Below are 14,272 nucleotides of genomic sequence, written 5' to 3'. Positions count from 1 at the left end.
TAAAATAAGGGTTTTTCGAGGGGCGTCCTCTTTTCCAAACGGGGGTAAACCCGTTTCAATTTAGAGAAAAAAGGGCGGCCCCGTTTTGCAACCAAGCCCCTTCAGTTTCAAGCAGGGAAGAACTTAGGGAAGGCCAACGAAAGAAACCTGGTATTGTTTCAAAAATTGTTTGGAGGAGGGTTCAAGATTGAGGCATCCTGATCAAATCCCTGGCGACTTAAAGGATCTATTTGATCAATAACCAAACTAATACCTATAAGGTCGCTAAAATTAAATCAGGGAAACATCTTATGACGAGTCGGTTAGAAATTGATTCCGCTATTAAACAATTACCAGAAAATGAAGCTCGCAATTTAGCAAAATGGCTACAAGAATATCTCAATGAGAGATGGGATAGGCACTTTGAAACAGACTNGGCATCGGGAAAATTAGACCGTCTCATCGCNCAAGCAGAAGCGGATATTGCCACAAACAAGGTGAGGGATCTCGATGAAATCCTTGGCAACGGCTGAATTTTGGAAAGCATACGCTAAACTGTCGTCTGAGATGCAGGAACAAGCACGAAAAGCATATAAACTCTGGCAGGAAAATCCAACTCATCCCTCTTTACATTTTAAAAAAGTTGGTAAGAATCTTTGGTCTGTCCGTATCAGTGGTAATTATCGAGCATTAGCGTTGAGAAAAGGAAACGATTATTACTGGATTTGGATTGGTGATCACGATGAATATGAGAGTCTTTTGAGTTAGCTGTAATTAGTTGCTGAATATCAAAATTTTCAGTTCTATAGTTCATCGCATTAGTGTATTCTGGAAAGTTAATTCCCTAAACACTTTCAATATTGCACCCCGATTTATGAAAAGCTCTAAAACAAAGAATCGTCGCTGGATTTATGCTGCCTTCGTATTGATACTCTTATCTCTAATTTCCTTTTCTATTCTACCTCTTATTAGTAGTATTGTTCAGGCTAGTCAAGGAGAGCAAGCTTCTTTAGTTACCCCTGAAACCACAAGATTAGAAAACGAAGCTTTGGGCTATCAATTGGTCTTAGAAAGGGAACCAGACAACGAAAACGCCCTCTTAGGACTCCTGGAAAACAGACTGACTCAAGGGGACTTAGAAGCTGCGATCGCTCCCTTACAACGCTTAGCCCAACTTAACCCCAAACAACCAGATTACAGTATTTTACTAGCCCAATCTCAACAACAATTAAAAAATTATCCAGAAGCCCTAAATACCTATCAACAAATTATAGTCGCTAACCCTGGAGATATGCGAGCTTTAAAAGGAATGGTGGATGTTTACCTAGAACAAAATCGTTCTCAAGATGCTATTAACTTAGTCCAAAAAACCTTAAATCAAGCGCTCGCACAACAGTCTAATGAGTCAGCAGATAAAAGTGTTTTTAATTTAACCTCTTTACAATTACTCTTAGAGGAAATTTACGGTGAACAAGAATAATACGATAAGGCTTTAGTTATTTATGATCAAGCTATTAAAGGAGATGAAAAGGATTTTCGGCCTCTATTAGCTAAAGCAATGTTATTGAGAGAACAAGGGCAAGAAGAAGAAGCCCAAACCCTAGGGTTTGCTGAATAAAAGCAAAACCCTATTCTTTAAAAGGTTACACCCATATTCGCGATCGCAAAAAAGATCAGCTTTGTCGGCTACAAACCGCTATAATTGGTAGAAACACCTCCCAGTTGTTGGTCAAGAACAAATGTATCGAAAAGAGGAGCAACCTTTACCGCCCCCAGAAAAATTTGAATTACCTTTCGAGGGCAAATTGTCCCCCAATAATCGTTGGGTAATCATGGCAGAGTTGATACCTTGGGATGATTTTGAGGAAGAATATGCTAAACTTTTTTCAGCAGAAAAAGGTGCGCCAGCCAAACTATTTAGAATGGCATTAGGGACATTAATTATTAAGGAAAAATTAGGAACAAGTGATAGAGAAACTATAGAACAGATTAGAGAAAATCCCTATCTACAATACTTTATAGATTTAAATTGTTATCAACAAGAGCCACCACTGGAATCTTCAATGCTAGTTCATTTTAGGAAAAGAATTGATGGAGAATTGATAAACAAAATCAATAAAAAAATAGTAAAAAGAGAAATAGACAAGAGTGATAAAGAAGTAAAAAAAAAGGATTGTCTCCAAGAAAAAGGAGAAAAAATAAAAAATAAAGGTAAACTAATTTTAGATGCGACTTGTGCGCCAGCAGACATCAAATACCCAACGGATTTAGGCATATTAAATCAAGCCAGAATTGAGACAGAAAGAATAATAGATAATCTTTATAAACCATTAAGAGTAAAATTGAGAAAAAAGCCGAGAACTTCTAGAAAAATTGCTAGAAAGGAATACTTAAAAGTAGCTAAAAAACGAAAAGTATCTTATCAAGAAAGAAGAAAAGCTATCGGGAAACAGTTAAAATACCTTAAGAAAAATTTAGGAAATATAGAAGACTTAATTCAAGCTGGGGCTTCCCTGGAAAATCTGAGTAAAAGACAGAAAAATTGTCTAGAGACTATCAAAAAAGTTTATGAACAACAACAGTCAATGTGGGAGAATAAGACCCAGAGTGTTCCTCAAAGAATTGTAAGTTTAACTCAACGGCATATTCGTCCAATAGTGAGGGGAAAAGCAGGAAAACCAATAGAGTTTGGAGCTAAACTCTCAGTAAGCTGTGTAGATAACTATGTGTTTCTAGAAAAAATAAGTTGGGAAAACTTCAATGAATCTTGTCATTTAAAAGAACAAGTAGAAAAGTATAAAGAAACGTTTGGCTATTATCCCGAATCCGTCCATGTAGATAAAATTTATCGAACTAGGGAAAACAGAAATTGGTGTAAGGAAAGAGGGATAAGAATCAGTGGTCCGAAGTTAGGAAGACCTCTGAAAAATGTCAGTGAAGAAGAAAAGAAACAAGCCCACTCCGATGAATGCTTCCGTAATGCTATTGAGGGAAAGTTTGGACAAGCTAAACGAAGATTTAGCCTAAATCTCGTGATGACAAAACTCCCTGAAACCTCCATTACATCTATTGCTATTATATTTTTAGTTGTCAATCTTTCTAAACTTCTGAGGCAGTTTTTGTCGCTTTTTTTGTCCTTATTTACTAATAATAGAACAGGGGAACTCATCGAACCGCCTTTCATTAATTTTGATTATACTTTAAACAATTTTTATGTACTAAAACTTATTGATTTGTCAGAAAATTCTTGGTCAAAAGTGGCATAAATTTTGGAGAAACTTTTTCAGCAAACCCTAATTTAGCCCTTGTCTTAGTTGAATCATCTTTGTTATAATGGGAGTAGTGTCTAAAATGGCGGCATAGCCAAGTGGTAAGGCAGGGGTCTGCAAAATCCTTATCCCCAGTTCGAATCTGGGTGCCGCCTTAAGTCTTTGAAGATGATAACAAAAATAACTTGTCAAAAGGAGGCAGGAACTGATAGGGTGTTCTGCCCGACATTAGCATAAATTCTTGATCATATAGAAATCAGGAATGATTCATTCCTAATTGCTATAGACAGGGTAGAATTAGTTAATCTTGACTTTTATTACTGTTTATTATTACTGTTGATCTCAGAGTATATACTATTAACCTACACTGAAACAAATCACAGTCAGTGTAGGTTATTTTTTTATCATACAAATTGCTACTTAACCTTTCTCTTAAAATATATCCTACTCTCATGAGTCAAGGTTTAGTTTCATCTGCAAATATATTCTAAATCACAAAAACATTTTAAAAATTTCTGAGAATCATAATCGGTTATGGCAATGTATTTATATCACAAAAGTCTCCATAAAGATAATAGTCTAGGGGAAAAGCAATACATTCAATTCAACAGTAAAATTACGTAATATTGACTTTTGTAACCTATTGATATTAGAATATATACTGAAAATAAAGTCTAAAAAGTAAAGAATGGTTTAGCCTATATATTTAACATATTTATTATAAATAGTCGATGATCAAAATCATATATTAATAGTGATCTCAAACACTCAGAAAAGGAAATTTTAGGAATATTGTGGAGGTATAAACCTAAAATTAATTATTTAACAAGAGCAAAATATGAACATTAAACAAGCTTCTCTAGGAATACTAGGACTAGGTATAGGTGTAGGTACTATTTTAAGTCTAGCCCCCATTAGCCCCGTTCAAGCTGGGTCACTCAACCGTAACATAGTCAATTCTGAAGGTGATGTACTAGTGCAGCTTGGCGAAAGTAATCCACCAGATTTTTACAGAAACTTTCGTGACTAGCCACGACAATGTGTTTCAATGAAACTAACGGAAGAATCTCGAAGTTGATGTCCATGATAAAAGCATTGCCAATTAACCTCTCCAACCTACAGAAAACAGTACTCCAACAAATAGTGAGAGGGACAACAAACCCCTATCGCCTTGTTAGACGAGCCAAGCTAATCTTAGCCGCAGCATCAGGAGAGAGCAATAGTTCGATTAGTCGAAGATTAGAATTAGACCGAGTACAAGTGCGTCAGTGGCGATCGCGATGGTTTGAGGAGAGAGAAAAACTGAGTGCCGCCGAAGAACAACAGGTAACGGAGAAAGCATTAATGGTCTTGATCAAAGGAATTTTAAGCGATCGCCCAAGACCTGGAACAACAAAATCCTTTACGGTCGAACAAGTAGTCCAGATTGTAGCGATCGCTTGTGAAGAATGTGAAAAATCAGACAGACCAGTGAGCCATTGGACACCTTCAGAGTTGGCGGATGAAGCCATAAAAAGAGGAATTGTCGAAAAGATTTCCCCCCGTAGTGTGGGGCGTTTTTTAAAAAGAAGCGACATTACAACCACATCTCGTTCGTTACTGGTTAAATGCCAAAATTGATGATCCCTTAAAATTTAAAAAGCAAGTCAAATATATCTGTGAACTTCATCAAGAAGCTAAAACTTTGTTAGAACAAGGAATTCATTTAATTAGTACAGATGAAATGACAGGGATTCAAGCTCTTGAGAGATTATTTCCGAACAAAAGAATCAAGCCTAAACAAGTAGAAAAAATCGAATTTGAATATGAAAGACACGGAACTTTAAGCTTGATTGCGAACTGGGATGTGGCAAGAGGAAAAGTTGTTAGTCCCTCTATTGGACCGACAAGAACAGAACAAGATTTTTCTGAACATATCCAGAGAACGATTAAGATTGATGAAAAAGCAGAATGGATTTTTATTGTAGATAAACTCAACACTCATAAATCGGAAAGCTTAGTCAAATTAGTAGCAGAAAGCTGTGGAATTACTATTGATTTGGGGAGAAAAGGAAAGGAGGGGATTTTGCAATCTATGGACAGCAGAGCAGATTTTTTATCAGATGAATCTCATCGAATTCGCTTTGTTTATATTCCCAAACATACATCGTGGCTTAATCAAATTGAGTGTTGGTTTTCGATCTTAGTCAGGCGTTTACTCAAAAGAATTACTGTCCGTTCAACTGAAGAACTATCCCAAAAAATTCTCAATTTTATTGATTACTTTAATCAACATTTTGCTAAGCCGTTCGTTTGGAAATTTAAGGGCTTTAAAGATCATAAGTGACTGGTGGATTATTTTTGCTAAGCTACACTAGGTAGTATTGCCTTCACTTGGGATGATGGCATGGTGGTCGACAATACGTTAGAGAAGTTTAACTCCTTAGAAAGTTTCTCTTTAACCGATCATAATACGATGAGCTACGATCTTAACTTTGCCCAAAAAGCACATTTCCGACAGTTTGAATATAAGAAGAGTCACCACAAGATGTCCCTGAAAATAGTTTAACCACTGCCTTATTAATTATTGCTGGATTAATTTTTCTCAAGCCCCACAAAATGTTTTAAAGATAACAGCCATAGTTACTTCTTTTATTAATCATAACCCACACTGAAACTTATCAAAATCAGTGTGGGTTGTTTTTTCTAATTAAAAAAATTTTTACCAATCTTTCTCTTTAAATAGGCCCCGAAACCAAAAAGCACTAATCCTATCCAAGATGTATGTTCAGGTACTTGTGTAACATTGACTAGATAATCCTTTGTGTTGGTTATGAGAGAGTCACCGTCTTGAGTGATCATACCGGAATTCCCTAGTGCAGCTTGGCAAAAATAATCCACCAGTTACTTGTGATCTTTAAAGCCCTTAAATTTCCAAACGAACGGCTTAGCAAAATGTTGATTAAAGTAATCAATAAAATTGAGAATTTTTTGGGATAGTTCTTCAGTTGAACGGACAGTAATTCTTTTGAGTAAACGCCTGACTAAGATCTAAAACCAACACTCAATTTGATTAAGCCACGATGTATGTTTGGGAATATAAACAAAGCGAATTCGATGAGATTCATCTGATAAAAAATCTGCTCTGCTGTCCATAGATTGCAAAATCCCCTCCTTTCCTTTTCTCCCCAAATCAATAGTAATTCCACAGCTTTCTGCTACTAATTTGACTAAGCTTTCCGATTTATGAGTGTTGAGTTGATCTACAATAAAAATCCATTCTGCTTTTTCATCAATCTTAATCGTTCTCTGGATATGTTCAGAAAAATCTTGTTCTGTTCTTGTCGGTCCAATAGAGGGACTAACAACTTTTCCTCTTGCCACATCCCAGTTCGCAATCAAGCTTAAAGTTCCGTGTCTTTCATATTCAAATTCGATTTTTTCTACTTGTTTAGGCTTGATTCTTTTGTTCGGAAATAATCTCTCAAGAGCTTGAATCCCTGTCATTTCATCTGTACTAATTAAATGAATTCCTTGTTCTAACAAAGTTTTAGCTTCTTGATGAAGTTCACAGATATATTTGACTTGCTTTTTAAATTTTAAGGGATCATCAATTTTGGCATTTAACCAGTAACGAACGAGATGTGGTTGTAATGTCGCTTCTTTTTAAAAAACGCCCCACACTACGGGGGGCAATCTTTTCGACAATTCCTCTTTTTATGGCTTCATCCGCCAACTCTGAAGCTGTCCAATGGCTCACTGGTCTGTCTGATTTTTCACATTCTTCACAAGCGATCGCTACAATCTGGACTACTTGTTCGACCGTAAAGGATTTTGTTGTTCCAGGTCTTGGGCGATCGCTTAAAATTCCTTTGATCAAGACCATTAATGCTTTCTCCGTTACCTGTTGTTCTTCGGCGGCACTCAGTTTTTCTCTCTCCTCAAACCATCGCGATCGCCACTGACGCACTTGTACTAGGTCTAATTCTAATCTTCGACTAATCGAACTATTGCTCTCTCCTGATGCTGCGGCTAAGATTAGCTTGGCTCGTCTAACAAGGCGATAGGGGTTTGTTGTCCCTCTCACTATTTGTTGGAGTACTGTTTTCTGTAGGTTGGAGAGGTTAATTGGCAATGCTTTTATCATGGACATCAACTTCGAGATTCTTCCGTTAGTTTCATTGAAACACATTGTCGTGGCTAGTCACGAAAGTTTCTGTAAAAATCTGGTGGATTACTTTCGCCAAGCTGCACTAGTCAGTAAAAAGAAACAAGTTGCACCCAAACTAAACAAGTCACTGGAGTTAAATGCTTCCCCTGACAACATTTGTTCATGAGCAGCATAACCTTGAGTCCCTATTTTTGTTCCTCTCGTTGCTACTGTTGCAGCAAAGTCTTTTGATGCGCCAAAATCAATCAATATATACTGTCCATTATCATCCCGTCGCATAATATTGTTTGGTTTAATGTCGCGGTGAATAACTTTCTTACCGTGTATAAACTCAAAAACAGGCAAAATATTGTTCAAAAACTCCCTAACTTCTGTTTCACTCCAACAAAGGTTATGTAACCTATCGATGGTTTTCCCTTCAACATATTGCTGCACCAAATATAAGTAACCATCTTCTTCAAAATAAGCCAATAACTGGGATATTTGAGGATGTTCCCCCAGTTGTTGCAGTTGTTTCGCTTCATCGTCAAATAAATCTTTTACTTTGCCAAAAACTGCCGTTCCCTGTTTCTGGGGACATAGTTGTTTAATAACACATTTTTCATTGAGTCTATCTAAGTCTTCCGCTAGATAAGTTCTTCCAAACCCACCCTCATCCGATAACAAACTCAGGGGACGATAATGGTTGCGCAGAATAGTAAGAGGAGTCCCACAAGTAATACAAAACTTTGTCCCATCAGCGTTTTCTGGTTTCGTACAATCAGGGTTTAAGCAACAAATAGTCATAACCGTAGGGGTTTAATACCATTAAACCCATCATCAATCATTTTCATGAACATGATAACCGTTTTTATCAGCGATCGCCTTCTGTTAATAGTATCGATGGTTCACCCAAATATGTTCATGGGTTTAACCCAAATATGTTTATGGGTTTAACAGTGTTAAACCCCTACGGGATCATAATTTTTGATTTTTGGGGCTGTTTCTTTTCCTTACTTCTTTGACCCCTTCAGGGTAGGTGTCAGGCGCACACTTTTTCCATCATCCTTATAATACCATGTCAAGTCAATAAAAAGCAAGCATTTTTTACATCCAGTTTCCCTTAGGTGATTTCGACTCTTAAATATACCTTCTTTTCCAATTATTCCCCTCTTTTTAAGGGGGGTAGTGGGGGGATCGCAAGGGATCTCCTTTATCAGAAATCACCTTACTGCCAAAACTCCTCTTTTTTGAGTACAAATATATCTAGCACTAGGGTTTTTGGCAAAATATGTTTGGGTAAAACACAGTATTGAGTACCATCCACCATTTGTTGAGTACAAACATATCTAGCACTAGAGTTTTGAGCAAAAAATGTCTGGGTTTAATACTGTTAAAACCCGACGCAATAATAAGAGCGATCGCTTTCCTTTCTATATTAGTTATTAGTTGTCAAAATTTTTGATTTTTGGGACTGTTTCTTGTCCTTACTTCTTTTACCCCTTCAGGGTAGGTGAAAGAAATCAGTTAAATAAATTAATGATTTACCCAAAATTATTGCCCACCTTCTCAGATAATTATAGTTTAGATCAATCATCAATTAGTTCCCGAAAATTGTTGCCTATTCTACTTACTAACCTGAGTTCGGTATCAAGAAAATTCGAGAAACCTGACTCAAATCATAAATTTAAAACCCTCATTCTCTCCGAACTCCTAACTCCGAACTCCTAACTCCTAACTCACATTACGATTTTTTTCTAAAAATAATTTAGCAATGAAAAAACTAGCAATAGTCTTACCATCTATAATTTCTCCTGATATAATACCTTGTTCAAATTCCTCAAAACTCATCAAAATAACCTCAATATCTTCATCATCATCTTGTTGAGGAGGGTGTTCTAATTTCTCTAATTCCTGTGCTAAAAACGCATAAATATATTCATCAGAATAACCAGGTGCTAAAGGAAACTCTCCTAAATAATGCCATTTCTTTGCCTCATAACCTGTCTCTTCTTGTATTTCTCTTTTAATAGTAATTGCTGGTTCTTCGTTAACTTCTAAAGTTCCGGCAGGAAATTCTAAAATTCTTTGTTCTACAGCAAAACGATACTGCTTAACTAATACTAATTTACCGTCTTGAGTAATAGGAACTGCCAAAGCACCTCCAGGATGACGAATACATTCCCAGTTTCCCTCAACCCCATTGGGTAAACGTAATTTATTAACATCAAAATTAAATTTTCTGCCTCGATAAAAAAGCTGTTGTTCTATATAAGTCGGTAATTCTTTTTCTGTTGACATAAACTTAACTAATTAATGGTTGAACACCTTCACAGTTTAACCCCTTAAGGTGTTCTTGGATCATTTTTTTTGTCATAGGATGAACCCAAGTTGCTGCAATGTCAGCTAAAGGAACCAATACAAATGCTCGATCTAACATCAGAGGATGAGGTATGGTTAAATTAGGAGTATCTAAGATTAAATCACCATACAACAATAAATCTAAATCTAGTGTTCTCGGCCCCCATTTTTCCCGACGAATACGCCCAAATTTTTGTTCTATACTCAGTAAAGTTTGTAATAAGTCTTCGGGGGTTAAACTGGTTTCTAAGATAGCACAACCATTCAAATAATTTGGTTGGAGTGGCCCGATAGGAGTAGTTTTATACCAAGGGGAATGGCCTATTAATTCAAGATAAGGATGTTGAGATAACAAGGTGATTGTTGTCTCTAAAATGTTTAACGAGTCCCCTAGATTACTCCCTAATGCGATCGCACATTTTTTGCTCATTATTAATGATACAACCTCAACCCTAATTAATTATCAACTCGTTTCATTTTTGAAAAAAAAGTTTTTCCCCAGCATCTTCTAATAAAGTATAAAGTACAGGAACCACAATTAAACTCAACACAGAAGATGTAATCAAACCACCAATAATAGCAACGGCCATGGGTTGTCTTAATTCTGCACCGGCACCCAAACCAACGGCAATAGGAAGCATCCCTAAAATAGTGGATGCAGTGGTCATAATAATCGGGCGTAACCTAATTTCTCCCGTCTTGAGTATAGCATGATGACGACTCATTCCCTGTTCTCTTAATTGGTTGGTATAATCCATCAAGAGAATTGCATTTTTGTCAAGTAATCCTAACAAAAATATTAACCCAATTAAAGAGATCATGCCAAAATCGCTTTGAGTAATTAAGAGAGCAAACATCGCCCCAACAATAGACAAAGGTAAAGATAAAAGTACCACAAAAGACTCTAAAAAGCGACCAAAAGTTAGATATAAAATTACCATCATAGACAGGATAGCAAAGAATAAAGCAATAGCAAATTCTTTAAAAATACTTTGCACTTGTGCCGATGCGCCTTGAATATCAAAAGTAACATCATTAGGTAACATTTCTTGGGCAATTTCAACAACTTCCTTGGTAACATCTCCTAAGCCAATTCCTTCCGATAAATTAGCTGTTAAGTAGATTACTCTTTGTTGTTCAAAATGCTCAATAGGTGCATTTTTTTTACCAGCAGATAGTTTAATATCCACTAATCCTGGAATACTCTCTAAGCGATTTTTCAAGAGATTAGCTGTTTTAGTTAAACTATCGAAACTGTTACTGAGTAGAGCAATTTTAAAAGGACTATCATCCCCGGTTTCAATAAAAAGAATATCCTCTACACTAATACTTCCTCCTTTCAGCTTTGGTAACTTTTCTCTAATTTTTTCTTGAACTTGGCTAGTGGTTAAACTTCGATTATCCTTGAGTTGAACATAGATTCTGCCCTTAAGAGGGTTGCCTTGATAACCAGCAATAGTATAAGCTGACTCAACATTATTTGTATCTTCTAAAATTAACCCTTCTAATTTACTCCCAACTCGATAATTTCTACCTAATAAAAAGCGTTCAGGAGAGTCCATGAATCCTTGAAACAAAGAAGGATTATTATTGTCACTATCACTTGTTTGAGGAACTTTTAAACGATTAGGAACTTTGGGATTAGGCAAAGTATAAATAACATTAAATTCCCCCCTATCTAACTTAGGAACAAACCCTTGAGGAATAAAAGGAATTAACCCTAAACCCACAACAAAACTCAGTAAAGCGATAGTCATAACTGCTTTACGATGATATAAAGACCAATTTAATATACTTCTATAGATGGGAACTAAAATAAATAATTTTTGTTTATTTTCGGACTTTCTTCTTCTCGGTTTAATCCAATACATAGCTAGAACAGGGGATAAAGTTCTTGCCACTAATAAAGAGATCAAAACCGCAGCGGACACAGTCATACCAAAAGGTTTAAAAAATTGTCCTAAGTTACCCCCAATCAAAGCAATAGGAAGAAATACAGTGGCTAAAGTTAAAGTTGAAGCAGACACAGTTAAGCCAATTTCATCTGTTCCCTTAATAGCTGCTTGTTTGGGACTCATTCCTTCATCAATATGACGGGAAATGTTTTCAACATCTACAATGGCATCATCTACAATAATACCAATTACTAAAGCTAACCCCAATAAGGTAATGGTTTCTAAATTAAACCCTGCCACTGCCATGACAATAAAAGTTCCTAACAAGGACATGGGAATAGCTAAGGCCGTGATTAAAGTAGCTTGAATATTCCCCAAAAAAGGAAAAATAACTAAAATCGCCAGAACAATAGCCCCTAATAAAGCTTCTAAAGTCGCTTGACTTGCTTCCTCTATATAATCTGCTTGGGTTTCTGCTATAACTAAACGAATATTTGGTAAATTTTCTCTTAAATTGGCTATTTGTTCTTCTACAGCAGCAGCCACATCTAAGGTATTCCCCTCAGCTTTTTTGATTACTTGAACCGCTAAAATATCCTCTTGATTTAAGCGAGTTAATGTCGGAGGATTGACTGCTGAACTATTATTATCTGTATCTCTTAAGGAACTATCTCCCAATAAATCAACCCGTCTCACCCCTCGAACTGCTTCGAGAGAGGGTATAATTTGTTCTTGAGTAATAGAGGCTAAAAGGTCTACTGGTTGCGTCTCACTGGAAATAGCATAGGTTACCGCTACCGACTCATTGAGGTTAAACGGTGTGACTTCTATGGTAGCCTCAGGGGGTAAACTTGCTTGCTTGAGGTAGTTTTTGACGGTAGTGGTAGATTGATCTAGGTTTAAACCCCCGGCAAAGGCTACATTGATGATAGTTTGCCCAGGATAAGTCGAGGAAAACAGTTCCGCATTTTCCAGCGATCGCAAAGAGGTTTCTAGGGGGTTGGTTAACTGTTTCTCCGTCTCTAGAGTGGTTTCTAAAGGGGCAGATCCCTGAACAATGACCACCGGAAAGGGAATTTCCGGAAATAAAGCATATTTGAGGGAACTAAAAGCAAATATCCCCGCCACTGCCACTGCGATCGCTATAAAAACAGTCACTCGTGCGTACTTGATGGCCACACGGGATATATTCAACTGTTCTCGCCAAGATGGTTTCATAAACGTTTGCCCTACTCACACCTATCCTACGGTTATAACAAGGTTAGCTGAAAACTAATCTTAAAAAAGTCTTCAGCTTACGGGGATGGATGACGAAATTTCCCTAATTATTGATTCAGAAGATCATCATTTTTGGGTTTATTCCTGCCAGAGAATATCATCGAGAACGCCCTGAGAACAGGTTTCTCCATAACGGGTTAGGGTTCTTCTGGCTGTATTATCCCCGTTTCTATATTGAGCGTAAAGGGTGGCAAACGCTTCAGTAGAGTATTTCTGTTTTAAGTTTGTAACTGTACAGTTACAGATTTGGATTGCTTCTGCTTCAGTTAACCCAATTTTTGTCGCTTCAGGGACACAATTATTATTATAAAATTGTGTAAAGGGGCTTGCTGCATCGGCCTTTTGAGCTAGGGATACAGTGTTTAATCCCAACAATAATATTGTCCCGACCAATAGTTTGTAAGTCTTATTCATAGGATATTTAGGCGTAATGTAAAGAATTTTATTTTCGACACGCCTCACCTCCATTTTTAGTCTACACTCACCCTTGAGGGGATGGTAAGAGTGCTTATGTCAGTTTTTCTAACTGCACAACTGACTTTGCTCCGTAGGATAACTGTTACGCTTCTTCAGAAAAATTTAGGTTTTGTCTTAATTTAGGGTTTGCTGAATAAAAGCAAAACCCTAATTAAAGGGTTACACCCATATTCGCGATCGCAAAAAAGATCAGCTTTGTCGGCTACAAACCGCTATAATTGGTAGAAGCACCTCCCAGTTGTTGGTCAAGAACAAATGTATCGAAAAGAGGAGCAACCTTTACCGCCCCCAGAAAAATTTGAATTACCTTTCGAGGGCAAATTGTCCCCCAATAATCGTTGGGTAATCATGGCAGAGTTGATACCTTGGGATGATTTTGAGGAAGAATATGCTAAACTTTTTTCAGCAGAAAAAGGTGCGCCAGCCAAACTATTTAGAATGGCATTAGGGACATTAATTATTAAGGAAAAATTAGGAACAAGTGATAGAGAAACTATAGAACAGATTAGAGAAAATCCCTATCTACAATACTTTATAGGTTTAAATTGTTATCAACAAGAGCCACCACTGGAATCTTCAATGCTAGTTCATTTTAGGAAAAGAATTGATGGAGAATTGATAAACAAAATCAATAAAAAAATAGTAAAAAGAGAAATAGACAAGAGTGATAAAGAAGTAAAAAAAAAGGATTGTCTCCAAGAAAAAGGAGAAAAAATAAAAAATAAAGGTAAACTAATTTTAGATGCGACTTGTGCGCCAGCAGACATCAAATACCCAACGGATTTAGGCATATTAAATCAAGCCAGAATTGAGACAGAAAGAATAATACGATCATCTGTAGGGATCCTCTAGAGTGTCAGCCAGCGTGCAGCTGCACTGCCGTC

11 protein-coding genes, 1 tRNA gene and 2 pseudogenes are annotated in these 14,272 nt (G+C 36.7%); 7 read left to right on the top strand and 7 right to left on the bottom strand.

Going from position 1 to position 14,272, the window contains the following annotated elements; translation table 11 throughout:
* The first annotated feature begins 489 nt into the window (after positions 1–489).
* The 6 genes from CWATDRAFT_RS23235 (at position 490) to CWATDRAFT_RS23205 (ending at position 5,574) form a co-directional block, all read left to right on the top strand.
* Positions 490–747 (top strand): type II toxin-antitoxin system RelE family toxin, encoded by a 258-nt coding sequence (locus tag CWATDRAFT_RS23235; RefSeq protein ID WP_042712236.1) that lies wholly within the window; start codon positions 490–492, stop codon positions 745–747.
* Between the two features lie 106 nt (positions 748–853).
* The gene (locus CWATDRAFT_RS23230) at positions 854–1,459 is read left to right on the top strand and encodes a tetratricopeptide repeat protein (RefSeq protein ID WP_007307297.1); all 606 of its coding nucleotides are present in this window, start codon (positions 854–856) and stop codon (positions 1,457–1,459) included.
* A gap of 259 nt (positions 1,460–1,718) precedes the next feature.
* Positions 1,719–3,245 carry an IS5-like element ISCwa2 family transposase gene (locus tag CWATDRAFT_RS23225; RefSeq protein WP_007307298.1) on the top strand — a complete coding sequence of 509 codons (1,527 nt, stop codon included), beginning with the start codon at positions 1,719–1,721 and terminating at the stop codon, positions 3,243–3,245.
* 87 nt (positions 3,246–3,332) lie between these two features.
* Positions 3,333–3,403: transfer RNA gene (locus CWATDRAFT_RS23220), tRNA-Cys, on the top strand.
* Between the two features lie 883 nt (positions 3,404–4,286).
* Entirely contained in the window at positions 4,287–4,868 is a 582-nt protein-coding gene (locus CWATDRAFT_RS23210; RefSeq protein ID WP_007303150.1) for a helix-turn-helix domain-containing protein, read from the top strand.
* Between the two features lie 64 nt (positions 4,869–4,932).
* Positions 4,933–5,574 (top strand): transposase, encoded by a 642-nt coding sequence (locus CWATDRAFT_RS23205; RefSeq protein ID WP_007303468.1) that lies wholly within the window; start codon positions 4,933–4,935, stop codon positions 5,572–5,574.
* Positions 5,575–6,131: 557 nt separating this feature from the next.
* On the opposite strand, the pseudogene CWATDRAFT_RS23200 reads toward CWATDRAFT_RS23205, so the two are convergent.
* The 7 genes and pseudogenes from CWATDRAFT_RS23200 to CWATDRAFT_RS23170 form a co-directional block, all read right to left on the bottom strand.
* Positions 6,132–6,773, bottom strand: a pseudogene (locus CWATDRAFT_RS23200) (transposase).
* 64 nt (positions 6,774–6,837) lie between these two features.
* The gene (locus CWATDRAFT_RS23195; RefSeq protein WP_007307296.1) at positions 6,838–7,419 is read right to left on the bottom strand and encodes a helix-turn-helix domain-containing protein; all 582 of its coding nucleotides are present in this window, start codon (positions 7,417–7,419) and stop codon (positions 6,838–6,840) included.
* Positions 7,420–7,461: 42 nt separating this feature from the next.
* Positions 7,462–8,184 (bottom strand): serine/threonine-protein kinase, encoded by a 723-nt coding sequence (locus tag CWATDRAFT_RS23190; RefSeq protein WP_007307295.1) that lies wholly within the window; start codon positions 8,182–8,184, stop codon positions 7,462–7,464.
* Between the two features lie 927 nt (positions 8,185–9,111).
* Positions 9,112–9,678 carry an NUDIX hydrolase gene (locus CWATDRAFT_RS23185; protein ID WP_007307294.1) on the bottom strand — a complete coding sequence of 189 codons (567 nt, stop codon included), beginning with the start codon at positions 9,676–9,678 and terminating at the stop codon, positions 9,112–9,114.
* A 4-nt stretch (positions 9,679–9,682) separates the two neighbouring features.
* Entirely contained in the window at positions 9,683–10,168 is a 486-nt protein-coding gene (folK, locus tag CWATDRAFT_RS23180) for a 2-amino-4-hydroxy-6-hydroxymethyldihydropteridine diphosphokinase (protein ID WP_007307293.1), read from the bottom strand.
* Positions 10,169–10,211: 43 nt separating this feature from the next.
* Complete coding sequence (locus CWATDRAFT_RS23175) at positions 10,212–12,851, bottom strand: efflux RND transporter permease subunit (protein WP_007307292.1); 2,640 nt, start codon at positions 12,849–12,851, stop codon at positions 10,212–10,214.
* Positions 12,852–12,989: 138 nt separating this feature from the next.
* Positions 12,990–13,325 (bottom strand): hypothetical protein, encoded by a 336-nt coding sequence (locus CWATDRAFT_RS23170; RefSeq protein WP_042712238.1) that lies wholly within the window; start codon positions 13,323–13,325, stop codon positions 12,990–12,992.
* A 318-nt stretch (positions 13,326–13,643) separates the two neighbouring features.
* On the opposite strand from CWATDRAFT_RS23170, the pseudogene CWATDRAFT_RS23165 reads away from it, so the two are divergent.
* Positions 13,644–14,216 (top strand): annotated as a pseudogene (locus CWATDRAFT_RS23165) (transposase); the annotation flags it as partial.
* Positions 14,217–14,272: the final 56 nt, after the last annotated feature.

Source organism: Crocosphaera watsonii WH 8501 (genome assembly GCF_000167195.1).
GTDB classification, from domain to species: domain Bacteria; phylum Cyanobacteriota; class Cyanobacteriia; order Cyanobacteriales; family Microcystaceae; genus Crocosphaera; species Crocosphaera watsonii.
Note: the sequence above shows the minus strand (reverse complement) of the source record. Positions and strands in the feature narration are given on the sequence as shown.

Excerpts from the sequence above, each read along its gene's own strand:
- CWATDRAFT_RS23235 (WP_042712236.1), top strand. The coding sequence starts at position 490 with ATGAAATCCTTGGCAACGGCTGAATTTTGGAAAGCATACGCTAAACTG.
- CWATDRAFT_RS23230 (WP_007307297.1), top strand. The coding sequence starts at position 854 with ATGAAAAGCTCTAAAACAAAGAATCGTCGCTGGATTTATGCTGCCTTC.
- CWATDRAFT_RS23225 (WP_007307298.1), top strand. The coding sequence starts at position 1,719 with ATGTATCGAAAAGAGGAGCAACCTTTACCGCCCCCAGAAAAATTTGAA.
- CWATDRAFT_RS23210 (WP_007303150.1), top strand. The coding sequence starts at position 4,287 with ATGTGTTTCAATGAAACTAACGGAAGAATCTCGAAGTTGATGTCCATG.
- CWATDRAFT_RS23195 (WP_007307296.1), bottom strand. The coding sequence starts at position 7,419 with ATGTGTTTCAATGAAACTAACGGAAGAATCTCGAAGTTGATGTCCATG.
- CWATDRAFT_RS23190 (WP_007307295.1), bottom strand. The coding sequence starts at position 8,184 with ATGACTATTTGTTGCTTAAACCCTGATTGTACGAAACCAGAAAACGCT.
- CWATDRAFT_RS23185 (WP_007307294.1), bottom strand. The coding sequence starts at position 9,678 with ATGTCAACAGAAAAAGAATTACCGACTTATATAGAACAACAGCTTTTT.
- folK (WP_007307293.1), bottom strand. The coding sequence starts at position 10,168 with ATGAGCAAAAAATGTGCGATCGCATTAGGGAGTAATCTAGGGGACTCG.
- CWATDRAFT_RS23175 (WP_007307292.1), bottom strand. The coding sequence starts at position 12,851 with ATGAAACCATCTTGGCGAGAACAGTTGAATATATCCCGTGTGGCCATC.
- CWATDRAFT_RS23170 (WP_042712238.1), bottom strand. The coding sequence starts at position 13,325 with ATGAATAAGACTTACAAACTATTGGTCGGGACAATATTATTGTTGGGA.